The organism is Kitasatospora sp. NPDC048194 (genome assembly GCF_043202455.1).
In the GTDB taxonomy this organism is placed as follows: domain Bacteria; phylum Actinomycetota; class Actinomycetes; order Streptomycetales; family Streptomycetaceae; genus Kitasatospora.
In genome coordinates this window covers 19,226-41,026 of the sequence record NZ_JBIDAK010000029.1, presented here as the reverse complement: position 1 = coordinate 41,026, position 21,801 = coordinate 19,226, and the positions used below count along the sequence as shown (strand labels likewise).

Annotated in this window: 20 protein-coding genes; 13 read left to right on the top strand and 7 right to left on the bottom strand. The window is 73.4% G+C overall.

The genetic code is table 11. The features are described from left to right. The first annotated feature begins 55 nt into the window (after nt 1-55). The 5 genes from tsaA to ACGF07_RS27960 all read left to right on the top strand — a co-directional run bounded on the left by tsaA (nt 56) and on the right by ACGF07_RS27960 (nt 4,490). Nucleotides 56-472, top strand: a complete 417-nt coding sequence (gene tsaA / locus ACGF07_RS27980) for a tRNA (N6-threonylcarbamoyladenosine(37)-N6)-methyltransferase TrmO (protein ID WP_350746131.1) — start codon at nt 56-58, stop codon at nt 470-472. Between the two features lie 154 nt (nt 473-626). Beyond that, nucleotides 627-1,559, top strand: coding sequence for an alpha/beta hydrolase (locus ACGF07_RS27975; protein WP_392903116.1), 933 nt, complete (start codon nt 627-629; stop codon nt 1,557-1,559). Nucleotides 1,560-1,592: 33 nt separating this feature from the next. Beyond that, complete coding sequence (locus tag ACGF07_RS27970) at nt 1,593-2,306, top strand: helix-turn-helix transcriptional regulator (protein WP_392903113.1); 714 nt, start codon at nt 1,593-1,595, stop codon at nt 2,304-2,306. Between the two features lie 187 nt (nt 2,307-2,493). Continuing rightward, on the top strand, nt 2,494-3,765 hold the full coding sequence (locus tag ACGF07_RS27965; protein WP_392903110.1) for an MFS transporter: 1,272 nt from the start codon (nt 2,494-2,496) through the stop codon (nt 3,763-3,765). After that, on the top strand, nt 3,762-4,490 hold the full coding sequence (locus ACGF07_RS27960; protein WP_392903108.1) for an SDR family oxidoreductase: 729 nt from the start codon (nt 3,762-3,764) through the stop codon (nt 4,488-4,490). Before ACGF07_RS27965 ends, ACGF07_RS27960 begins: the two co-directional genes overlap by 4 nt. 97 nt (nt 4,491-4,587) lie before the next feature. On the opposite strand, the gene ACGF07_RS27955 is transcribed toward ACGF07_RS27960, so the two are convergent. The 3 genes from ACGF07_RS27955 to ACGF07_RS27945 form a co-directional block, all read right to left on the bottom strand. Further along, nucleotides 4,588-5,175, bottom strand: coding sequence for a DUF5825 family protein (locus ACGF07_RS27955; protein WP_392903106.1), 588 nt, complete (start codon nt 5,173-5,175; stop codon nt 4,588-4,590). Between the two features lies 1 nt (nt 5,176). Next, nucleotides 5,177-7,021 (bottom strand): RiPP maturation radical SAM C-methyltransferase, encoded by a 1,845-nt coding sequence (locus ACGF07_RS27950; protein WP_392903104.1) that lies wholly within the window; start codon nt 7,019-7,021, stop codon nt 5,177-5,179. A gap of 248 nt (nt 7,022-7,269) precedes the next feature. Continuing rightward, a complete protein-coding gene (locus ACGF07_RS27945) occupies nt 7,270-8,064 on the bottom strand; it encodes a ferritin-like domain-containing protein (protein ID WP_392903102.1) in 795 nt (264 codons plus the stop codon). A gap of 296 nt (nt 8,065-8,360) precedes the next feature. Here ACGF07_RS27945 and ACGF07_RS27940 point away from each other — a divergent pair, with 296 nt between their 5' ends. Together ACGF07_RS27940 and ACGF07_RS27935 are read left to right on the top strand one after the other, a co-directional pair. Continuing rightward, complete coding sequence (locus tag ACGF07_RS27940; RefSeq protein ID WP_392903099.1) at nt 8,361-9,290, top strand: phosphatidylinositol-specific phospholipase C; 930 nt, start codon at nt 8,361-8,363, stop codon at nt 9,288-9,290. Nucleotides 9,291-9,318: 28 nt separating this feature from the next. Beyond that, nucleotides 9,319-9,912: an alpha/beta hydrolase gene (locus ACGF07_RS27935; RefSeq protein ID WP_392903097.1), complete on the top strand. Its 594-nt coding sequence runs from the start codon at nt 9,319-9,321 to the stop codon at nt 9,910-9,912. Between the two features lie 64 nt (nt 9,913-9,976). On the opposite strand, the gene ACGF07_RS27930 is transcribed toward ACGF07_RS27935, so the two are convergent. The 3 genes from ACGF07_RS27930 to ACGF07_RS27920 all read right to left on the bottom strand — a co-directional run bounded on the left by ACGF07_RS27930 (nt 9,977) and on the right by ACGF07_RS27920 (nt 12,358). After that, on the bottom strand, nt 9,977-10,402 hold the full coding sequence (locus ACGF07_RS27930) for a type II toxin-antitoxin system VapC family toxin (protein WP_392903095.1): 426 nt from the start codon (nt 10,400-10,402) through the stop codon (nt 9,977-9,979). Next, on the bottom strand, nt 10,399-10,692 hold the full coding sequence (locus tag ACGF07_RS27925; protein WP_392903093.1) for a type II toxin-antitoxin system Phd/YefM family antitoxin: 294 nt from the start codon (nt 10,690-10,692) through the stop codon (nt 10,399-10,401). The genes ACGF07_RS27930 and ACGF07_RS27925 overlap by 4 nt, the downstream gene beginning before the upstream one ends. Before the next feature lie 214 nt (nt 10,693-10,906). Beyond that, nucleotides 10,907-12,358, bottom strand: coding sequence for an MFS transporter (locus tag ACGF07_RS27920; RefSeq protein ID WP_392903091.1), 1,452 nt, complete (start codon nt 12,356-12,358; stop codon nt 10,907-10,909). A 110-nt stretch (nt 12,359-12,468) separates the two neighbouring features. Between ACGF07_RS27920 and ACGF07_RS27915 the strand changes: the two genes are divergently transcribed. Continuing rightward, complete coding sequence (locus tag ACGF07_RS27915) at nt 12,469-13,347, top strand: helix-turn-helix transcriptional regulator (protein WP_350745600.1); 879 nt, start codon at nt 12,469-12,471, stop codon at nt 13,345-13,347. Nucleotides 13,348-13,718: 371 nt separating this feature from the next. Here ACGF07_RS27915 and ACGF07_RS27910 read toward each other — a convergent pair whose 3' ends face one another. Further along, nucleotides 13,719-14,276 carry a hypothetical protein gene (locus ACGF07_RS27910; RefSeq protein ID WP_392903089.1) on the bottom strand — a complete coding sequence of 186 codons (558 nt, stop codon included), beginning with the start codon at nt 14,274-14,276 and terminating at the stop codon, nt 13,719-13,721. Between the two features lie 135 nt (nt 14,277-14,411). Between ACGF07_RS27910 and ACGF07_RS27905 the strand changes: the two genes are divergently transcribed. The 5 genes from ACGF07_RS27905 to ppdK all read left to right on the top strand — a co-directional run bounded on the left by ACGF07_RS27905 (nt 14,412) and on the right by ppdK (nt 21,581). After that, nucleotides 14,412-15,644, top strand: a complete 1,233-nt coding sequence (locus ACGF07_RS27905; protein ID WP_392903087.1) for a histidine kinase — start codon at nt 14,412-14,414, stop codon at nt 15,642-15,644. Continuing rightward, a complete protein-coding gene (locus tag ACGF07_RS27900) occupies nt 15,632-16,276 on the top strand; it encodes a response regulator transcription factor (RefSeq protein ID WP_350745578.1) in 645 nt (214 codons plus the stop codon). The genes ACGF07_RS27905 and ACGF07_RS27900 overlap by 13 nt, the downstream gene beginning before the upstream one ends. Then, nucleotides 16,273-17,055 (top strand): DUF4097 family beta strand repeat-containing protein, encoded by a 783-nt coding sequence (locus tag ACGF07_RS27895; protein WP_350745575.1) that lies wholly within the window; start codon nt 16,273-16,275, stop codon nt 17,053-17,055. The genes ACGF07_RS27900 and ACGF07_RS27895 overlap by 4 nt, the downstream gene beginning before the upstream one ends. A gap of 83 nt (nt 17,056-17,138) precedes the next feature. Then, entirely contained in the window at nt 17,139-18,308 is a 1,170-nt protein-coding gene (dusB, locus tag ACGF07_RS27890) for a tRNA dihydrouridine synthase DusB (RefSeq protein ID WP_350745573.1), read from the top strand. A 564-nt stretch (nt 18,309-18,872) separates the two neighbouring features. Continuing rightward, nucleotides 18,873-21,581, top strand: a complete 2,709-nt coding sequence (ppdK, locus tag ACGF07_RS27885; protein WP_392903084.1) for a pyruvate, phosphate dikinase — start codon at nt 18,873-18,875, stop codon at nt 21,579-21,581. Nucleotides 21,582-21,801: the final 220 nt, after the last annotated feature.

The window sequence follows — 21,801 nt, the reverse complement described above, 5'->3', positions numbered from 1 at the left end:
AGGAGCGGAGCGGCACCGAACGGAACCGGCACCGGTGAGGGACGGGAGGAGCGCGATGGCGGACCAGGACTACCGGGTCAGGGTGATCGGCCGGGTGGAGTCGCCGCTGACGGACCGGAAGGACGCCCCCAAGCAGGGCGACGAGGGCGGACCGGACGCCTGGCTGGTGTTCGACCCGGCGGTCGAGCGGGCCCTGCGGGACCTGGCCGAAGGACAGCAGGTGCTGCTGCTGACCTGGCTCGACCGGGCCGACCGCACCGTGCTCGCCGTCCACCCGCGCGGCGACCTCTCCCGGCCGGAGACCGGCGTCTTCGCCACCCGCTCGCCCGACCGCCCCAACCCCATCGGCCTGCACCCGGTGACCATCCTCGCCGTGGACGGCCTGCGGATCCACGTCAGCGGTCTGGAGGCGATCGACGGCACGCCGATCCTGGACGTGAAACCCGTGCTGCCCCGCGGCGGCGAGCGCTGACGGCCGGCGAGCGCCGACGGCCGGCGGTGGCGGGTGGTCGGCCGGTCGCGGCGGGCCGGCCGGTGGCGGGTGGTCGGCCGGTGGCGGCGCTGTGGCGCAGGTCACCGGAAAAGGGTGACACGGCGTTGTCGCGGACTACCGCCACCATCGACGCATGATGATCACCGACGAAGACCTCCTCACCGAAACCCTCGCCTTCAACGCCCGGTTCGAGGCGGCCGTCGCCCTCCGGCCGGCCCGTGACCGGCCCCTCGATGCGGCCACCATGGCGGAACTGCGCCGCAACAGGCTCGGCGGAGACGCGCCCCCGGTGCGGCTGGCCCAGGGGCAGGACCGCGTCCTGCCCTCCGGAGTGGCGGTCCGCGCGTTCGTGCCCCCGCGCGTCGAGGGCGTCTACCTCCACATCCACGGCGGCGGCTGGGCGTTCGGCTCGGCGGACGGGCAGGACGAGAAGTTGTGGCGGCTCGCCGAAGGAGCCCGACTGGCCGTGGTGAGCGTCGACTACCGCCTGGCGCCCGAGCACCCGTTTCCCGCCGGCCCCGACGACTGCGAGGCGGCCGCCCGGTGGCTGGTCGAGCACGCCGAAGCCGAGTACGGCACCCGCCGGCTGCTGATCGGCGGCGAATCGGCCGGCGCCCATCTGTCAGTGCTGACCCTGCTCCGCCTGCGCGACCGGCACGGCGTCACCGGTGCTTTCCGCGCCGCCCACCTGGCCTTCGGCCCGTACGACCTGTCGATGACGCCGAGCCAGCGGCTGTTCGGCTCGCGGCCGCTGCTGAGCAACTCCGACTCGCTGCGCCGCACCTACGAACTCTTCACGCCGGGACTGACCTCGGAGCAGCGCCGCGACCCGGAGGTCTCTCCGCTGTTCGCCGACCTGCACGGCCTGCCACCCGCCCGGATCGTGGTCGGCACCGAGGACCCGCTGCTGGACGACTCGCTCTTCCTCGCCCAGCGGTGGAGGGCCGCCGGGGCGCCCGTACAACTCGATGCCGTCGCCGGGGCGATGCACGGCTTCACGCTGTTCCCGCTGGCCGTCACGGCGCGCGAACAGCGGAGGGAGCAGGACTTCCTGGCCGGCGCGTGAGGGCGCTCGGCTCGTGCGGGTAGCGTCGTCCGCATGAACCGCACGCCCCGGCTCTACGCCCTGGTCGAAGAGTTGCGCGCGGCGGCGCCGCGATCGTTGACGGTCGCCGCGCTCGCCGCGCGGTTCGAGGTGAGCACCCGCACCGTCCAGCGGGACCTCCAGGCACTGATGGAGTCGGGCGTCCCCGTGCGCGCCGTCACCGGTCGGGGCGGCGGCTGGGCCATCGATCCGGCGACGACCCTCCCACCGATCCGGTTCACCCCCGAGGAGGCCTCCGCCCTGGTCGCCGCGCTCGCCGTGGCCGACTCCTCGGCCCCCTACGCCGGCGCCGTCCGCACGGCCGCCCAGAAGATCGCCGCCTCGATGACCGGCCCCGCCTCGTCGGCGGCCCAGGACCTCGCAGGCCGGATCGTCGCTCTGCCGCCCCGTACCGGGGAGCCGGTCCGCACCGCCGTGGAACGGGCCCTCACCGACGGCACCGTGCTGCGGCTGTCCTACGCCGACGCGGCCGGGCGGGAGAGCGACCGCACGGTGGAGCCGGCCGGGCTGCTCACCGCGGACGGCAAGTGGTACCTCATCGCCTGGTGCCGCACCCGTCAGGCGGGCCGTGGCTTCCGCCTGGACCGCATCACGGCCGCCACCCCGACCCCCGAACCGGCGCCGCCCCACGACCTGGCAGCCCTGCTGCGCGGTTCCGCCGGCGCCGCCGCGCTGCGGCCCACCGCTCTGGGCCCGCTCGCGCCCTGAGCGGTCGGCCTCCGGGAGTGGCGGGCTCACGGCCCTGCCGGCCTCGTCCGCCGATTCCCCGGTTCCGGGCCGGATCCCTTCCTCCGGGCCGGTGCTCCTTCTCCTCCGCGCTCGACCGTGGTCCGGCCGAACCGCCCGGGCGGGTGCGTGCTTCTGCGCCTCGGCGTGATGAAGTAGCTTGGGGGACATGACAGATGAGGATGTGGGAACCGTCCCGGTGGCCGCTCCTCCCTCTCCGTCCCGCAGAGCCGTCCCCGCCCTGATGTTCTCGCAGGGGGTCAGCGTGGCGGGTACCCAGGTCACGGCGCTGGCGCTGCCGACCCTGGCGATCCTCCTGCTGGGCGCGGGCCCGCTCGCCGCCTCGCTGCTGTTCGCCCTGGAGTACGGGGTGCAGGGCCTGACCGGGCCGTTCGCCGGGGTGCTGGTCGACCGGGTCCCGGCGCGGCGGCGGCTGCTGGTCACCGTCGACCTCGTCCAGCTCGTGCTGATCGCCACCGTGCCGCTGGCGCACGCCGCCGGCGCGTTGACGCTGGTCCACCTGTACGCGGTGGCCACGCTCTCCGGTGCGCTCGGCGGGCTGTCCGCCATCGCGGTGCCGACGGTGGTGCCCGCCTTCGTGCCCGCCGAGGGCCTGGTCGCCGCCAACGCCAAGCTGGCCGGGGCGCGTTCGGTCGGCCAGATCGCCGGCCCGGGGCTGGCCGCGGGGCTGGTGCAGGCGGTGGGTGCGGCCACCGCGATGGTGGCCGACGCGGTCAGCTACGGGTTGTCCGCGCTGGCCCTGAGCCTGCCCAGACTCCGGCGCGACCCCGCCCCGGATGCCCCGGCCGCGCGGCCGGGGATCGCCGAGTCCCTGCGTGAGGGCGTCGGGGTGCTGCGCGACCAGCCGGTGCTGGCGCGGCTCGCCGTGGCCGCCGCCGCCCTCAACTTCGGCGGGGCCGGGCTCGGCGGCCTGTACGCGTACTTCGCCTACGAGGTCGCCGACCTGGGCCCCGGCGAGGTCGGGGCCAGTACGGCCGCCTTCAGCGTGGCGGCGGTGACGGCCGTCCTCACCGCCAGGAAGGTGATCGCGCGGGTCGGTCTGACCAGGGTGATCCCGCTCTTCGGCCCGGTCGCGGCCGCCGCCCTGTTCCTGATCCCGGTGGCCTCGCTCGGCTTCGCGCTGCCGGTGCTGATCACCTACCAGCTGGTGTTCGGCTTCTGCGCGACGGTCTGGGCCGTCAGCTCGGTGACGCTCCAGCAGCTGCTCTCCCCGCCGGACCAGCTCGGCCGGGTGCTCGGCCTGTCCCGCTCGCTGGGCCAGCTCGTCATGCCGGTCGGCGCGTTGCTGGGCGGCACCCTGGCCGGCGTGGCCGGCACCACCGGGGCGCTGGTCGTCTTCGCCTCGGTCGCCCTGGCCGGGACCCTCGTGGTCGCCACGACCCGGCCCCGAACCGTTCTGCCGGAGGAGAACCGGACATGACCAAGCGCAGGACCGCCCTCGTCACCGGTGCCACCAGCGGCATCGGGCGCGCCACCGCCGTGCACCTCGCCGGACGGGGCTACGACATCGCGGCGGTCGGACGGCGGGGCGACCGGCTGGCCGCCCTGCGGGGCGAACTGCCCACCGCGTGCCTGCCCTTGCCCGGGGACCTGAGCGAGGCGGGGGTCGCGGAGCAGGTCGTCTGCGAGGCGCTGGAGGCCTTCGGCGGCCTCGACGTGGTGGTCGCCGCGGCCGGGCACGGCCGGGGGTACGGGCCGGTCGGCGAGGCCGACCACCGGGTGTGGCCGGCCGCCGTCGCCCTCAACCTCACCGCGGCCATGCAGCTCACCGCGGCGGCCGCCGAGCCCCTGCGCGGCAGTGGCGGGACGCTGGTCCTGATCGGCTCGGTCTTCGGGGTGGACCCGGCCCCCGACTACGCCGCGTACGCGGCCGCCAAGCACGGACTGCGGGGCTTCGCCCGGTCGGTGCGCCGGGAGAAGGGGATGGACGGGGTGCGGATCTGCCTGATCAACCCCGGCACGACGAACACCGAGTTCGCCTCGGTGATCCGCGGGGACGGCGAGCCCATGGTGCACGACCCCTCGGTGTGGGGTTTCGAGCCGCTGCTCCCGGAGGACGTCGCGGCGGCGGTCGGCTGGGTGGTCGACCAGCCGGCGCACGTGAACGTCGAGGAGCTGACCCTGCGGGCGACCCGGGACCGCTGACGGCGGCGGGCCGGTCCGTCGGGGCCGGTCCGCCGGGTGGCCCGGCGCCGCGGCCGGGCCACCGCACGGCCGGCCGCGGCCCGGCCGGCGCGCCCGCTCAGACGGCGATGTACGGCACCGGCCAGTTCCGCATCCGATACGGCAGCACCAGCACCGTGTCGTCCGCGACGACGGCGAGCTCCGCCTCCACCGCGTCGTCCACCGCCGCCCGCGCCGCCGGGTCGAGGTCCGCCAGGGTGGTGGCCCGGGCCATGGCGAGGAAGTGCTCGGAGCCCTCGTCGATCACCAGCCGGCCCATCTCGTGCTCGGGCCGGACGTCCTTCACGGCGACGAAGCCGGGCCCGTGCCGGTAGTAGAACAGCCCGTACCGGTACTCGCCCGCCCAGGCCCGTGCGTAGCGTTCGGCGTCGGCCCCGACTCCGCCTTCCGGGGGGACGAGGTGCGCCAGGGTGCCGACGGGCAGGTGCGGGACCCCGCCGAGGGTCCAGCGCAGCCGGACGGCGTGGCTGGTCGCCTCCCGGAGCAGGCGCAGCCAGCGCAGGTCGCGGGCGGGGGACACGCCGAACGGGATCGGCTCGGGCACGTGGACGACGCGGGTGGACAGCGCGGCCGGTTCGACGCCGCGCAGCGCGAACTCCTCGTGGTCGAGCGCGAGCCGGGTCGCCGGCAGGGTGGTCGCGGCCATCTCAGACCGCCACCTTGATCGGCTCGATCGAGGTGGCGAGGGTGATCCAGCGCCCGTGCTCCTCGAACACCAGCCCGTCGTCGGCGAGTCGGCCGAGCCACTCGGCCAGTCGGTCGGGGGCCACGTGGTGCCCGAGTTCGGCGAGCCGCTCCCGCAGGGCGGGCGCGGACCGTCCGGCCTCGAGTTCCCGGTAGGCGGCGACGAACTCCGGCGCCTCGATCCGGTGCGTCCGCTCCGGCCAGCCGGTCCGCCGGTCCTCGACGACCAGCGCGCCGTCGCACTCCGTGCAGGACAGCGAGCTGTCGTGGTAGGCGTCCGACCAGGCGTTCAGCTGGTCGTGCAGGGCCTTGACCTGCTCGTCGGTGATGCCGGCCGGCTCGGTGTCGAACAGGTACACCATGTCCTGGAGCCGTTCCTCCGGCAGCGCGTACACGTGCCGGTAGGCGGCGGCGGTGGTGCGCCCGGGGAAGCCCAGCTCCGGCCGTTCGAAGTACGGGCTGAAGCGTTCCAGCAGGATGCGTGCGGCGCCGGCGGGCGGTTGGAGGTGCACCAGCGCGGGCAGTTGGGCGATCACCCGCTCGTAGTCCTGGATCCGCTCGTGCGGGAAGCCGTAGAGCCAGTTCCACGACACGGTGAGGCCCTGGGACTCGCAGTCGCGCAGGGTGCGGACGTTCTGGACGCCGGTGACGCCCTTGTCCATGATCTTCAGGACGGGGGAGACCAGCGACTCGATGCCCGGCTGCACGTGGACGGCGCCGACCCGGCGCAGCGCGGCGATCTCGGCGGGCCGGAGGTTGGACTTCACCTCGTAGTGGATCCGCAGGTCCCAGCCGCGCTCCTCCAGCATCGGGAGCACCGTCCTGAAGTACCGGTTGTCGATGATGTTGTCGACCATGATCACGTCGAGCACCTGGTGGCGCTCGATCAGCGAGCCGATCTCGTCGACGATCGTCTCCGGCCGCTTGGAGCGGAACTCCATCAGGGTGCCGTTGAGCCCGCAGAAGGTGCAGTGGTGCTTCTCGCCCCACCAGCAGCCGCGAGCCGCCTCCAGGACGAGCTTCGGCTCCACGAAGGACTGGACGGCGGACTCGTCGAGCCGGGCGAACCAGTCGTCGAAGTCGGGCACCAGCAACTCGCCCGGTGCCAGTGGGCGCGGCTGGGGGTTGACGGCCTGGCTGCCGTCGTGGGCCCACCAGCACAGGCCCGGGACCTCCGACAGGTCCGAGCCGTCGTCCAGTGCCGCCAGCAGCGCGGGGAAGGCCTTCTCGCCCTCGCCCCGGACCACGTAGTCGACGTACGGGAAGTTGCGCTGCAGCGCGGCCCCCATCGGGCCGTCGCAGTTGCCGCCGCCGAACAGGACGGCGATCTCCGGCGCGCGCGCCCTGAGCCGCCGGGCGACCGACAGGCTGGGAACGTTCTGCATGAAGGTGGTCGAGAAGCCGACCAGGTCGGCCTCCAGCGCGAGGAGCTCCTCCACCACCAGGTCGACGAACGCGTCCGCGTGCTCGCGCATCTCCCGGACCAGCCCGATGTCCAGGCCGCGCTCCGTCGCGTACGCCTCCAGCGCGGCGACCCCGAACTCCGGGTCGTCGTGCAGGACTCCCGCGAACGCCCAGTCGCCCAGGCCGTGGAACAGTCCGTTCTCGGCGATCTCGTGGTAGTCGGCGACACCGATCGCGCCGTCGGTGCGCTCCATCAGGAACTCCGCCCAGCGCAGGTTCCCGTAGTACGTCATCGGCGCCTCCCGCCCCGCGCGGACGGCGGCGCTGCGCAGCAACCCCAGTGGCAGGGAGGGGGATTCCAGGGACTGCCAGGGCATCGACACCAGGCAGACGGCGAGCGCCACAGCCGACCAACTCCATCGTGAACGGGTGAACTGGTGAACGGGGCAACGGGTGAGCGGGGGCAACCGGCGGGCGTACGGACGGAAGCGCCGGACGCCCGGGCGGGGCGGCGGGCCCCGCGGCGCGGGGCGTCGGGCGGCGCGGGAGGGCTCCCGCCCCGCCCGACGGCCCCGTCCGGGTCACTTCTGGGTCGAGACGACGTACTTGCAGGTACCGGCTGTGACCTGCTTCAGAACCACCTTCTTGATCTTCATGTCGATTCACCCCCCTCCGTGGCCTCGACGGTGATCGCGTGCAGACGGGCCGCCTTGAGGCGGGCCCGGTGACGGCGGACGAACCATCGCTCGACGGTCTCCGCGTCACGTCCGACCAGGGGGCCGAAGAACCGCGAGATGGGCTCCAGCGAGCAGAGGGCGAACCCGGTCCGGTGCCACTGCTCGCCGTGCGCCTCGAATTCCTCCCGCCGCCCGGGTGTCCGGGTGGCCCGGCCGAGGTAGTTCAGGCCGATCGCGACGTGCCGCACCTCGTCCCTGCGGACGTGGTGGTAGATCCGACCCAGCGAGTCGCCGGAGAAGACCTTCTCCAGCAGGAGGAACTCGTCCGCCGCCGCCCCCTCGAGGATGGTGTGGACGAGCATCCGGCCCATGTGCGGCAGCTCGGTGAGCGTCCGGTCGAGCGGTTCGAGGAGTTCGGCGCACGGCTCCAACTCCCGGTCCAGCGTGCGGGCGTACTGGTAGAAGGCGTCCGCGTGCCGGGCCTCGTCGCCGACGGCCGTGGCGAACGCCAGGCGCAGCGGGGCGTCGTCCGTCGCGGCCGCCAGCGTGGCGGCCGCGACCAGCCCGGCCTGTTCCGCGTAGTAGCCGCGGGAGGCGACCCGCCAGGCCAGTTCGGCCCGCTCGTCGTCCGCCGGGGTGACCCCGAACTCCCGGATCAGCCGTTCCGCCCGCCACGGCTCCTGGTCCCGGCCGAGGCCGAAGATCCGGTACCCCAGCGCCTCGGTCTCCAGTGCCTCAGGACCTATCAGGGCCACCTGTCGCCATCCCATGGGTCGTTCCCGTCAAGTACCGTCGATCGCCGACTACTTGACCGGAGGCCGTCAATGGTTGCGCGTTCTCGATGGTACGCGGCGGGCCATCCCCGTCAAGGTCACCAATGGAACAGCCGGCCGATGTCGATTCAGCCGCGATTCGGACCCGGACCGTCCGGTACCGGCACCGGGAGCGCTGCGGCGTCCCGTCGCGTCCCAGGGGTTTCGCGACCGGTCGACCGGAGCAAACCCGATGGAGCACAAGCCAGTTGGAGGACACGCCCGTACGAGCTCGGCCGAGCCGAAGGAGCGCCATGAGCAGCCCCACCCGTCGAGACGTCCTGCGTTGGGGAGCCGCCGCCCTGCCGGCCGCCGGCGGACTCCTCCGGCCGGCAACGGCCCGAGCCGCCGCCGTGGACCCGTCGGCCTGGATGGCCGCCCTGGGCGACGCCACCCCGCTGACGGCCCTGACCATCCCCGGCACCCACGACTCCTGCTGCACCGACCCGTGGCACGGCACCGAGTGGTCCCACACCCAGAACTGGGGCGTGCCCGAGCAACTCCTGCGCGGCATCCGCTTCCTGGACATCCGCTGCAACGGCCTGGCCGGCACCGCCGACGAACTCGGCATCTACCACAGCGACGCCTACCAGTACCTGCGCCTCCAGGACGTCCTCGACCAGTGCCGCGCCTTCCTCGCCGCGCACCCGGGCGAGGTCCTGGTCATGCGGCTCAGGAACGAGTACGCGGGCGGCAACCGGCTCGAGGCACCCGAGTTCCAGCGCCGGGTCAGCCACTACCTGGACGACCTCGGCTACCGCCCGCTGTTCTGGACCGCCCCCTCCTGGCCCACCCTCGGCCAGGCCCGCGGCCGCGTCGTGCTCGCCGCGGACTTCGCCAACCCGTGGTCGGTCATCCAGTGGTCCAGCGGCACCAACCCGTGGTTCGCGACCCAGGACACCTTCCAGGGCATCAGCCTGGCCGCCAAGGCCCGGGCCGTCACCGACTGGTTCGACCGCGCCTACGGCGACCAGGGCTCGGCGCGGATGTACGTCGACTTCACCAGCTACGCCAACGGCGGCTGGCCCAAGGTCAACGCCGACGCCATCCTCCCGCCCGTGCGCGACTACCTCGCCGCCCGCAGCCGGCAACCCGCCCACCTCGGCATCGTCCCGATGGACTTCCCGGACTTCCACACCGACGTGCTGCAGCTGCTCCTCGACAAGAACTTCGTCCCCCGCTGACCGCCCGGCCCGCGGGTACCATGCGGCCATGCCCGACTCCGCTCCGTCGAGCCTGCCCACCCGTTTCGCCGGTGACCCAGCCCGTGTCGCACTCGTCCTGCCCGGCGGCGGCTACTCGCCCGCCCGGCCGCTGCTGCACTTCGCCCGCGCCGTGCTGCTCCGGCACGGCTGGACGGTCCAGGAACTGTGGTGGCAACTCCCGGACGGTTTCACGGACTTCGGGGCGGACGGGCAGGTCGCCTGGGTCGAGCGGCAGGTCGCCGAGGCCGTCGACGCCGAGCGCGGCGCCTGCCGGCTGCTGGTCGGCAAGTCCCTCGGGTCCTTCGCCGCCGGTCCGGCCGCGGACCGGGGGCTCGCGGCGGCCTGGCTGACGCCCGTTCTCACCCTCGACCACGTGGCCCGCGCCCTCGGCCGGGCGCAGGCGCCGACCCTGCTCGTCGGCGGCGGCGCCGACCGGCTGTGGGACCGCCGGACCGCCGACGCGACCGGGCACGAGGTGCTGGAACTGCCCGGCGCCGACCACGGTCTGGAACACGACGGGGATCCGCTCGGCTCGGTCGACCTCCTGCGGCAGGTCGTCGAGCGGCTGGACCGCTTCGTCGGCTCGCTCGCCGACCGCTGAGCCCCGGGCCCGGAGCGGCGGCCCGGGACGCCCCTGGCGTACAGCGGTCCGGCGGCGCCCCAGCTCATGCCTCCTGGGTGGCGACCGAAACCGAGCCCGGCGAGATCACCGGCAGATCGCGTTCCTCAGCCGCGGAGGCAAGACGCTTGTCGTAGGTGACGAAGGCCGTGAGCGCGTGCTCCAGGTGCTCGGCACTGGCGAGGTGGATGGCGTCCAGCGTGCGCGGGTGCTGGGTGGGGAACGCGCTGGCGGCCCGCAGGATAGGGTCGGCGAGTCGAACCCGGAGCAGCCGGTCGAGCAGGTCCGCCGATGCGTCCAACAGTGATTGCGGCGCGCCGATCCGCAGGAGCGCGCGCGGTACCTCGACCTGGGCCAGTGCGCTGGTCGCATGGCCTTCGGAGCCGTGCGAGGAGAGGAAGGTGCACAGCGCGGTGGATTCGGACTCCGACACGAGGAGCGTGAGGATGGCGCAGGAGTCGAGGTAGATCAACGGTCCTCTTCCTCGCGCATCGCGTGGAGGGCTTCGGCGGCCGAGGGGAGTGGGACGTCGAGCACGGGCGGGGTCCGGTCGGCCAGGCCGCGTGCGCCGGCGGCGTTCTCGGGATCGATGGTGCCGTCACGGACGAGGTCCTCCAGGACCCGTTGTTCGGGATCCGGCGGCGACAGTACGGCGATCAGGCGCCCGTTGCGGGTGATCTCCACACGCTCGCCCGCAGCGACCCGGTCGATCAACTCGCTGGCGTGCTGCTGGAGCTGGCGGATGGGGACTCTGGCTGTCATGCGACCCACGCTAGAACGGATCGTGCGGCGATCGAGAGTGGTGCGCGGCGTTTTCCCGCGAAGGAGTGTCCGGCCGGTCGGTGCCCGCCGGGGGCCGCACGCGGAACCGCCCCGCGCGCGGCGGAGTGCCGTTCGCGGGGCGGTTCGCCGTGTGCCGTTCGCCGTGTCCAGTTCGCCGTGCGCCCTGCGGCCGGGCCCGGTGGGGCCGACCGGATCAGCCGATGGTGCGGGGGAGGCGGGTGGTCAGGTACAGGATGGTGAAGGAGCCGAGCAACTGGATGCCCAGGCACAGGGCGAGCGCCCTGTCCATGCCGAGGGTGGGGGAGAGGGACAGGTAGAGGGTCCCGAGGGTGGCGACGCCCAGGGCGAGGCTGGACTGCTGGCTGGTGGCGAGGACGCCGCTGCCGACGCCGGCCCGCGCGGCGGGGACCTTGGAGAGGACGACCCGGAACAGCGGGGTGCCGATCAGGCCCTGGCCGATGCCGGCGAGGGCGACGCCGGGGGCCATCCGCAGCGGGGAGAAGTGGGACCAGTCGGCGAGGATGGTCAGCGCGAGGGTGGCGAGGCCGGTGGCCTGGATCACGGCGCCCGCGCTGAGCACCCGGCTGCCCCAGCGGCCGATCAGCCGGGGGCCGGCCAGCGAGGCGCTGAAGTAGCCGACGGCCATCGGGACGAGCGCCCAGCCGGCCGCGACCACGCCGAGGTGGAGGCCCTGCTGGATGGCGACGGCGATGTTGAACATGAAGCCGCCGAAGCCCGCGAAGTAGGGGAGCGCGATGCCGAGGCCGCGCCGCATCTCGGGGATCCGCAGCAGGGTCGGCGGCACCAGCGGGGTCTCCCCGCGCCGCTCGGCGCGGCTCTCGACCAGGGCGAAGGTGACGGCCAGCACCGGGAACAGCGCCAGCAGCAGCCAGGACCAGAGCGGCCAGCCGGCCGCGCGGCCCTCCATCAGCGGGATGAGGAGGGCGAGCAGGGTGGCGGTGAGCAGGACGGTGCCGAGCACGTCGACCCGGGCCGCCCGGGCGGCCTTGCTCTCCGGCACGTACCGGACCGCCAGCACCACGGCGAGCAGCGCGAACGGCACGTTCAGCAGGAAGACCGAGCGCCACCCGGTGCCGAACAGGTCGGCGGCGACGAGCATCCCGCCGAGCACCTGGCCGATCACCACGGAGATCCCGCCGACGGCGCCGTAGACGCTGAGCGCGCGGCCGCGCCGGGCGCCCTCGGTCGCGGCGGTGATGGTGCCGAGGACCTGGGGGATCAGCAGTGCGGACGAGGCGCCCTGGGCGGCCCGGGCGGCGACCAGGGACCACGCGTCGGGGGCGAGCCCGCAGGCCAGCGAGGTGAGGGCGAAGGCGACCGCGCCGGCGACGAAGAGCTTGCGGCGGCCGTAGATGTCGCCGAGGCGCCCGCCGAGGACGAGCAGGACGGCGAAGGCGATGCCGTAGCCGGCGGCGACGAGTTCCAGGACGGCCGGCCCGGCGGCCAGGTCCTCGTCGATGGTGGGAAGGGCGACGTTGACGATGAAGAAGTCGAGCATCGGCAGGAAGGCCCCGAGCAGGACGGTGACCAGCCCGGCGGTGCCGAGGGCGGGGGTGCGCGGGGTGGCCGCGGCGGTGTTCCGGGTCAGGGTCGGGGTCGGGGCGACGGCGAGTCGTTGAGTCACGGGTCATACGATCCGCCTGTTCGTACCCTGGTACCAGGAGGTGGTTATCCAGGTATAAGAAGTACCTGGCAACAGGATCCGGGCTGCCGCATGCTGGGACCATGAGCCTGATGACCCCGGTCGCGCAAGCCCGTCCCGGTTCGGCCGGGACGCCGCGCAGCACCTCCGACGACGCCCGCCGGCACGACCTGGCGGCGTTCCTGCGCAGCCGCCGGGAGCGGATCGCACCCGAACAGGTGGGCCTGCCGATGACCGGCCGCCGCCGCACCCCCGGGCTGCGCCGCGAGGAGGTGGCGCAGCTCGCCGCCGTCGGGGTCACCTGGTACACGTGGCTGGAGCAGGGCCGGGACATCCAGGTGTCCACCCAGGTGCTGGACGCCGTGGCCCGGGCGCTGCTGCTGGACCCGAGCGAGCGGGCGCACCTGTTCACCCTGGCCGGCGCGGAGGATCCGGCGCCGATCCCCGAGTGCCCCTCGGTGACGCCGAGCGTGCGGCTGGTGCTGGACCAGCTGTCGCCGTACCCGGCCGTGGTGCTCAACGCCCGCTACGACGTGCTGGCGTGCAACGCGCAGTACACCGGCTTCGTCGGTGTGCTGGACGACCTGCCGCCCGAGGACCGGAACCTGATGTGGCTGGCGTTCACCGACTCGCGCTTCCGCGAGGTGCTGATCGACTACCGCACGGAGCGCCTCGGCATGGTGGCCCGGTACCGCGCCGCGATGGCCGACCACTCCGCCGAGCCGGCCTGGAAGGCGCTGCTGTGCCGGCTGCGCAAGGCGTCCCCGGACTTCGAGGAGGAGTGGCAGCGGCACGAGGTGATGCGGCCGGGCAACGGGATCAAGCGCTTCCAGGTGCCGGGTGTGGGCCTGCTGCGCTGCGAGTACACCAACTTCTGGCTCGGCCCCCGGCTCGGCACCCGGATGGTCACCTACACCCCGCTGGACGACGAGACCCGCGCGCTGATGGACGAACTGCCCGCCACCCTCTAGCCGTTGCACCGCCTCCCGCCCGAGCAGCAGGCACACCGCGGCCAGCGGCAGCTCGACGAGGAACGCCATCGCCAGGGCGGCCGGCGCCGCGGGCCCCGGCCCGGCGAGCGCCGTGTCGGCCAGCGCGTCCCCGGCGAGCAGCAGGGCCACCGCCGCGCCCGCCCACGGCGCGGCGGGGCTGCGCCGGAGCAGCAGGGTGTCCAGCGAGAGCAGACCGGCGAACTCCGCCAGGTCGAGCACCACCCACGGGGTCTCGTGGCCGGCGGCCAGCACCATCAGCCACGGCAGCAGCCCGACGGCCGCCAGCCGCGGCACCCGCCGCAAGCGCTCCGGCAGGGCGCTCGCCGGAGCGCCCTGGACGACGGCGGCGGTCACGCCGCACCCCCGCAGCCCGGGACCTGCCGCGCCCGCACCCGCCGCAGCGGCAGCCGCTCGGCCCGGCCGCCCGCCGGGTGCTCCACCACCACCGCGTCGAACGGCCCGCGCGCCCAGGCCAGCCAGAAGCACCCGGCCACCGTGACCACCTCGGCGGGGGCCGTGCGGACCGTACGGAACAGCCGCCGCCCGCCGGTGAACACCACCGAGGGCACCGCGCCGTCGAGCGGCAGTCGCCCCCAGACGAGCACGTGGGAGCGGCCGCCCGCGGCCGGGCTGCGCCGGGCGCCGCGCACCAGCTGCGGCACGAGCCGGGCGGCGACCAGGACGTCCGCCAACTCGCCGTGCTGGTAGAGCTCCAGCGCGGCCCGGCCGCGCCCGGACCCGGCGACGCTGCGGACCGACCAGGGCCCGGCGCCGGCCGGCAGCGTCCCCGGCACCCCGGACCCGGACTCCGGCACCGGGACGGCTGCGCCCCCGGGAGCACCCCCGTGGCTCCCGGGGACGGGCCGCCCGTGCGGCGGAGTGGCGGAGTGCGGTGCAGTGCTCGTCATGCCGTCAAGCCTTCCGCTCCGACCGGCCTCCTGTCGGTGGTGCCCCGCACCGAATCGGGGGTGTACCTGGCTACACCCCCGCCGGGCACCCCTCTTCATGGCGGTCCTTGATCACCGCGCCCTACGCTGTCCGCCATGTCCTCCAGTACGCCCTCCCCCACGTGGCGCCGAGCGCTCGTCAGGAGCCTGCGGCGCCCCCCGTGGTCGCCGGAGGCCTGGCGGGACGCGCGCTTCATAGCCGCCGGAATACCCCTGGCCCTGCCCGTCTGGGGGGCCGTCACCACGTCGTCGCTGCTGTTCCCGGTCCTCGCGGTCGTGCTGGTCTGCACCCACTGGCTCACCGCTGTCCAACGCGGCCGGCTGCGCGTCCTGCACGGAGTGGAGGTGCCGCCCCCCGGCGTCCCCGCGAGCGGGCGGCTGCGTCGGCTGAGGCTCGTCCTGGGCTGGCGTCAGATCGCCTACCACCTGCTGGTCGGGCCGGCGCTGGCGGCGGGCGCGCTCGCCGTCGTCTACCTCTGGGGCGTCGCCCTGGTGCTGACCACCCTGTACGCGTGGGTCTGGATGCTGCCGCTCGAGGCGGAACTGCGCAGCCGGCTGGCCGGGCTGGACGTGGTGCTCACCGGGATCGGCGTACTGCTGCTGGTGGTGACGCCGTGGCTGGCGACGCTGGCCGCCTGGCTGGAGGTCCGCTCGGCGCAGGTCCTGCTCGGGCCCAACCGGGCCGAGAAGCTGGAGCGGCGGGTCGAGGAGATCGCCGAGTCCCGGGCCGGCCTGGTGGACGCGGTGGACGCCGAGCGCCGCCGGATCGAACGCGACCTGCACGACGGCGCCCAGCAGCGCCTCACCTCCCTCGCGATGAACCTCGGCCTGGCCCGGCGCACCCTCAAGGACTGCCCGCCCGACGCCATGCAGGTGATCACCGCCGCCCACGAGGAGGCGCAGGCGGCCATCGACGAACTCCGCGACCTGGTCCGCGGCCTGCACCCGGCCGTCCTGGAGGACCGCGGCCTGGACGCGGCGCTGTCCGGCATCGCCGCCCGCGCCCCGCTGCCGGTCCGTCTGGACGTCGACCTGGCCGAGCGGATCGCCCCGACCGTCGAGGCGGTCGCCTACTTCACCGTCTCCGAGGCGCTCACCAACGTCGCCAAGCACGCCCGCGCCTCCGTCGTCGACGTGTCGGTGCGCACGGCCGGCGGCCGGCTGCGCCTGGTCGTCAGCGACGACGGCGTCGGCGGTGCGGACGCCTCGCGCGGCACCGGGCTCACCGGCCTGCGCAAGCGCGCCGCCTCGGTCGACGGCACGCTGTCCGTTCTCAGCCCCCTCGGGGGCCCCACCACCATCACTGTGGAGTTGCCGTGCGTGCTGTGATCGCCGAGGACTCGGTCCTGCTCAGGGTCGGCCTGGTCAAGGTCCTGGAGGCGGTGGGCTTCGAGGTGGTGGCCGCCGTCGGGGACGCCCAGGAGCTGCTGGCCGCGGTCGAGGAGCACCGCCCCGACGTGGTGGTCGCGGACGTCCGGATGCCCCCGGGCTTCCACGACGAGGGCGTCAAGGCCGCGATGGTCATCCGCCGGCAGTGGCCCGAGGTCGCCGTGCTGCTGCTCTCCCAGTTCGTGGAGGAGCGCTACGCCGCCGACCTGCTGGCCGCCAACACCAGCGGCGTCGGCTACCTGCTCAAGCAGCGGGTGGCCAACGTGGACGACTTCGTGGACGCCCTGCAGCGGGTCGCCGAGGGGGGCACCGCACTGGACCCGGAGGTCGTCGCCCAGCTGCTGGTGCGCCGCAGGAGGGATCCGCTGGAGAAGCTGACCCCGCGCGAGCGGGAGGTCCTCGGGCTCATGGCGGAGGGCCGGTCCAACGCGGCCATAGCCGCCGCCCTGGTGGTCAGCGACAGCGCGGTGGCCAAGCACATCAACTCGATCTTCACCAAGCTCGACCTGCCGCCGGCCGACGACAGCCACCGCCGGGTGATGGCGGTGCTGCGCTTCCTGGAGATCGCGTGAGCGCCCGGGCCGTCAGGGCCTGGCGGCTCACCGGCGTCCTCACCGTCGTGTTCGTGGTGGTCATGGGCGGGGCGCAGACCCTGGCCCTGGTCGCCCGGCAGGAGCGGATCGAGCAGGAGACGTACACCACGCCCGTCCACCGGCTGGAGCTCGCCACGACCAGCGCGGCCGTGCGGATCACGGCGGGTGCGCAGGGCCGGGTCGTGGTGCGGAAGAACCTCGACTGGACGGTCTCCGAGCCGCAGGTGCGCGCCGACGTCGCCGGCGACACGATGACCGTCGGTGTGACGTGCCGGCGCTCCCTGCCCTTCTACAACTGCGGGGCCTCCATCGAGCTGGAGGTGCCGGCCGGCACCGCGGTCTCCGGCTCGCTGACCTCGGGGGCGGTGGAGGTCACCGGCCTCACCGGGGAGGTCCGGCTGAACAGCACCTCCGGGGCGATCAGGCTGCGCCGGCTGTCCGGACCGGTCGTCGCCGACACCACCTCCGGGCTGGTGCAGGGAACGGACCTCGCCTCCGCCCGGGCGGACGTGGCCAGCACCTCCGGCGCGGTGGACCTGGCCTTCACCTCGGCGCCGCACGACGTCAGGGTGAGCACCGTCTCCGGCGGGGTGACCATGGCCGTGCCGAGGGGCAGCCACTACCGGATCGACAGCCGGGCGGGCTCGGGCGACAGCGACATCGACCCGGCCCTGGGCGACGCCGCGAGCACGAACAGCCTGGAGGCCGAGGTCGGCTCGGGCTCGCTGCGGATCGGCTACCGCTCCGGCTCGGAGTAGGCGGCCCGGGCCGGGGGACGAGGCCGCTCACCCGGGTGGGGGACAATGGAGAGTCCCGTCCCCCTACCCGAGGTCAGCCGCGCATGACAGCCACGCCCGCACCCACCGCGCCCGACACCGAGTTCGCGCCGCTGGACATCGGCCCGATCCAGGTGTGGCCCCCCGTCGTGCTGGCACCGATGGCCGGCATCACCAACGCGCCGTTCCGCACCCTGTGCCGCGAGCAGAGCGGCGGCAAGGGGCTGTACGTCTCGGAGATGATCACCACCCGGGCGCTGGTCGAGCGCAACGCCAAGACCATGCAGCTGATCACGTTCGACCCGAGCGAGAAGCCGCGCTCGATCCAGCTGTACGGGGTGGACCCGGTGACCGTCGGCAAGGCCGCCCGGATGATCTCGGACGAGGGCCTGGCCGACCACATCGACCTCAACTTCGGCTGCCCCGTCCCCAAGGTCACCCGCAAGGGCGGCGGCTCGGCGCTGCCGTACAAGCGCAACCTGCTGCGCGAGATCCTGCGCGAGGCGGTGGCCAACGCGGGCGACCTCCCGGTGACCATGAAGATGCGCAAGGGCATCGACGACGACCACCTCACCTACCTGGACGCCGGCCGGATCGGCGCCGAGGAGGGCGTGGCCGCGATCGCCCTGCACGGGCGCACGGCGGCCCAGCACTACGGCGGCACGGCCGACTGGTCGGCGATCGCCAGGCTGCGCGAGTCCGTCCCGGCGCACGTGCCGGTGCTGGGCAACGGGGACATCTGGTCGGCCGACGACGCGCTGCGGATGATGCGCGAGACCGGCTGCGACGGCGTCGTGGTCGGCCGCGGCTGCCTGGGCCGGCCGTGGCTGTTCCGGGACCTGGTGTCGATCTTCGAGGGCGACGTGGACTACGCGCGCCCCGACTTCGGGTACGTCGCCCGGGCGATGGTGCGCCACGCGCAGCTGCTCGGCGAGTGGCTGGGGGACGAGACCCGCGGTGTGATCGACTTCCGCAAGCACGTCGCCTGGTACACCAAGGGCTTCTCGGTCGGCTCGGAGCTGCGGGTGCGGCTCGCGAACGCCTCCTCGCTGGCCGATCTGGCCGAAACCCTCGCCCAGGTGGAGCAGGACCAGCCCTGGCCGATCGGTGCGGACGGCCCGCGCGGCCGCACCAGCGGCAACAACCGGGTGGTCCTGCCCGAGGGCTGGTTGGACGATCCGTACGACTGCGCCCGGCCGGGCTCGGACGCCGAATCGGACACCTCTGGCGGATGACCTGTCCGTAGTGGTGAAAAAGGCCTTCCGGGGTCGATTGCCGATCGGTCCCTGCCCTCTTGTCCATCCTGGACAGGAGGGCTCCTTTTCGGCGCCCGCTCGTGACGCAGGGCGCGGATTCGGCCACTCAGTGCGACGATCGACGCGAGAGGTTTACGTTCGACTCGCGAGATGTGCTGGTGACGCTTGCCACACGCGGTGGCGACTGACACCGGGTCAGTGGACGAAATGGACAGGTGGGGCGTGAATCGCTTCCCGAAGCCGACCGGCCGGAGAACGGCCGATCCGGTTGCAGGAAATCAAGCCGGGGCAACGCCATGGACGCGTGCCCGCTACCCAGCGTCCGGATCAAGCGATCTCCAGGTTTCGTTGTGTTCAAGACTTGAAGGCAGGCTCGCGTCAGGAGGACGATTTCACCAACAGAGGTGAACGCCTTTATGTGCTTTCGATCTAGCGGGTTACCTCTCGGTACCGGCCTCGGGTGGCCTATTCAGGGCAGAGAAGTGCCTTCGAAATGGGTATGTTCTCCGGCGTCAGGGCAACCGCGTACGAGGAGACCGACCCGTGCCGTCCCAGCAGAAGTTTGTTTACTCCTTCACCGAAGGAAACAAGGACCTCAAGGATCTTCTTGGCGGCAAGGGCGCGAACCTGGCCGAGATGACCAACCTGGGCCTCCCGGTCCCCCCGGGGTTCACCATCACCACCGAGGCCTGCAAGGTCTTCCTGGAGACCGGCAGTGAGCCCGCCTCGCTGCACGAGGAGATCAGCGCCCACCTGGACGCCCTCGAACAGCAGATGGGGAAGAAGCTCGGCCAGGCCGACAACCCGCTGCTCGTCTCGGTCCGCTCCGGGGCCAAGTTCTCGATGCCCGGCATGATGGACACCGTCCTCAACATCGGCCTCTCCGACACCTCGGTGGCCGGCCTCGCCGCCCAGTCCGGCAACGAGCGCTTCGCCTGGGACTCCTACCGCCGCCTGGTCCAGATGTTCGGCAAGACCGTGCTGGGCGTCGACGGCGAGCTGTTCGAGGAGGCCCTGGACGAGGCCAAGCACGCCAAGGGCACCGTCAACGACCTGGACCTGGACGCTTCCGACCTCCGGGAACTCGTCGAGGTGTTCAAGGGCATCGTCCAGCGCGAGACCGGCCGGGCCTTCCCCCAGGACCCGCGCGAGCAGATGGACCTCGCCATCCACGCCGTCTTCCACTCCTGGAACGGCGACCGCGCCCGGCTGTACCGCCGCCAGGAGCGCATCCCGAACGACCTCGGGACGGCCGTCAACGTCTGCACCATGGTCTTCGGCAACCTCGGCGAGGACTCCGGCACCGGCGTCGCCTTCACCCGCGACCCCTCCACCGGCGCCCAGGGCGTGTACGGCGACTACCTGTCCAACGCCCAGGGCGAGGACGTCGTCGCCGGCATCCGCAACACCCTGCAGCTGGCCGAGCTGGAGAAGCTCGACAAGAAGTCGTACGACGAGCTGATGGCGATCATGCAGAAGCTCGAGAACCACTACCGCGACCTCTGCGACATCGAGTTCACCATCGAGCGCGGCAAGCTGTGGATGCTGCAGACCCGCGTCGGCAAGCGCACCGCCGCGGCCGCCTTCCGGATCGCCGTCCAGCTGGTCGACCAGGGCCTGATCGACCTGGACGAGGCCCTGATGCGCGTCACCGGCGGCCAGCTGGCCCAGCTGATGTTCCCGCGCTTCGCCCCGACCGCCGAGTCCAAGCAGATCGCCTGGGGCCTCGCCGCCTCGCCCGGCGCCGCGATCGGCAAGGTCGTCTTCGACTCCTACACCGCCGTCAAGTGGTCCCGCTCCGGCGAGAAGGTCATCCTCGTCCGCCGCGAGACCAACCCGGACGACCTGGACGGCATGATCGCCGCCGAGGGCATCCTCACCTCGCGCGGCGGCAAGACCTCGCACGCCGCCGTCGTCGCCCGCGGCATGGGCAAGACCTGTGTCTGCGGCGCCGAGGAGCTGGAGGTCGACACCAAGTCCCGCCGCTTCACCACCTCCGACGGCCTGGTGGTCGAGGAGGGCGACGTGGTCTCGATCGACGGCGCCACCGGCAAGGTCTACCTCGGCGAGGTACCCGTGCTGCCGTCCCCCGTCGTCGAGTACTTCGAGGGCACCCTGCACGCCGGCGCCGACGTCCAGGGCGGGCTGGTCCAGGCCGTCCACCGGCTGATGTCGCACGCCGACGGCCGCCGCCGGCTCGCCGTGCGCGCCAACGCCGACAACGCCGAGGACGGCTCGCGCGCCCGCCGCTACGGCGCCCAGGGCATCGGCCTGTGCCGCACCGAGCACATGTTCCTCGGTGAGGAGCGCCGCAAGGAGGTCGAGCACCTGATCCTCGCGGACAACGACAAGGACCGCGAGCAGGCGCTCTCCACCCTGCTGCCGCTGCAGAAGAGCGACTTCGTCGAGCTGTTCCAGGCGATGGACGGCCTGCCGGTCACCGTCCGCCTGCTCGACCCGCCGCTGCACGAGTTCCTGCCGAACATCACCGAGCTGTCGGTGCGCGTCGCCCTCGCCGAGGCCCGCAAGGACCCGAACGAGAACGACCTGCGCCTGCTCCAGGCGGTGCACCGCCTGCACGAGCAGAACCCGATGCTGGGCCTGCGCGGCGTGCGCCTCGGCCTGGTCATCCCCGGCCTGTTCGGCATGCAGGTCCGCGCCATCGCCGAGGCCGCCGCCGAGCGCAAGCTGGCCGGCGGGGACCCGCGCCCCGAGGTGATGATCCCGCTGGTCGGCACCGTCCAGGAGCTGGAGCTGGTCCGCGACGAGTGCGAGCGGGTGCTCGCCGAGGTCGCCCAGTCCACCGGCGTCCAGCTGGACATCAAGCTCGGCACCATGATCGAGCTGCCGCGCGCCGCCGTGACCGCCGGTCAGATCGCCGAGGCCGCCGAGTTCTTCTCCTTCGGCACCAACGACCTCACCCAGACCGTCTGGGGCTTCTCCCGGGACGACGTGGAGGCCTCGTTCTTCACCGCGTACCTGGAGAAGGGCATCTTCGGGGTCTCCCCGTTCGAGACCATCGACCGCGACGGCGTCGGCTCCCTGGTCAAGCACGCCGTCGAGGCCGGCCGGGCCACCCGCCCCGACCTCAAGCTCGGCGTCTGCGGCGAGCACGGCGGCGACCCGGACTCGGTCCACTTCTTCCACGAGGTGGGGCTGGACTACGTCTCCTGCTCCCCCTTCCGGATCCCGGTGGCGCGCCTGGAGGCCGGCCGCGCCGCCATCGAGTCGGCGGGCAGCGACTCGCGCTGAGAGGGTAGGCATCCCCTACTCGAGCGCGGGCACGACTGACCGCTCACCCTCCCGTCGGGAGGGCGTACACCGGAGCTCGGCGCAGGAGAACCGGCGTACGTGACACGGCTGGGCGGGGACGGACAACGGCGTCCGTCCCCGCCCGGCCGTACGTTCGTCCGGCCCCGGGCACCGGGTTCCCGGGGGTTCCCGGGCCGGCCGGGAGCCAGGGCCTGCCAAG

Coding starts and splice junctions, on each gene's coding strand:
- ACGF07_RS27960 (WP_392903108.1), top strand. CDS start 3,762: ATGACCAAGCGCAGGACCGCCCTCGTCACCGGTGCCACCAGCGGCATC.
- ACGF07_RS27955 (WP_392903106.1), bottom strand. CDS start 5,175: ATGGCCGCGACCACCCTGCCGGCGACCCGGCTCGCGCTCGACCACGAG.
- ACGF07_RS27945 (WP_392903102.1), bottom strand. CDS start 8,064: ATGGGATGGCGACAGGTGGCCCTGATAGGTCCTGAGGCACTGGAGACC.
- tsaA (WP_350746131.1), top strand. CDS start 56: ATGGCGGACCAGGACTACCGGGTCAGGGTGATCGGCCGGGTGGAGTCG.
- dusB (WP_350745573.1), top strand. CDS start 17,139: ATGACAGCCACGCCCGCACCCACCGCGCCCGACACCGAGTTCGCGCCG.
- ACGF07_RS27935 (WP_392903097.1), top strand. CDS start 9,319: ATGCCCGACTCCGCTCCGTCGAGCCTGCCCACCCGTTTCGCCGGTGAC.
- ACGF07_RS27940 (WP_392903099.1), top strand. CDS start 8,361: ATGAGCAGCCCCACCCGTCGAGACGTCCTGCGTTGGGGAGCCGCCGCC.
- ACGF07_RS27905 (WP_392903087.1), top strand. CDS start 14,412: ATGTCCTCCAGTACGCCCTCCCCCACGTGGCGCCGAGCGCTCGTCAGG.
- ACGF07_RS27975 (WP_392903116.1), top strand. CDS start 627: ATGATGATCACCGACGAAGACCTCCTCACCGAAACCCTCGCCTTCAAC.
- ACGF07_RS27910 (WP_392903089.1), bottom strand. CDS start 14,276: ATGACGAGCACTGCACCGCACTCCGCCACTCCGCCGCACGGGCGGCCC.
- ACGF07_RS27970 (WP_392903113.1), top strand. CDS start 1,593: ATGAACCGCACGCCCCGGCTCTACGCCCTGGTCGAAGAGTTGCGCGCG.
- ACGF07_RS27915 (WP_350745600.1), top strand. CDS start 12,469: ATGACCCCGGTCGCGCAAGCCCGTCCCGGTTCGGCCGGGACGCCGCGC.
- ACGF07_RS27965 (WP_392903110.1), top strand. CDS start 2,494: ATGACAGATGAGGATGTGGGAACCGTCCCGGTGGCCGCTCCTCCCTCT.
- ACGF07_RS27925 (WP_392903093.1), bottom strand. CDS start 10,692: ATGACAGCCAGAGTCCCCATCCGCCAGCTCCAGCAGCACGCCAGCGAG.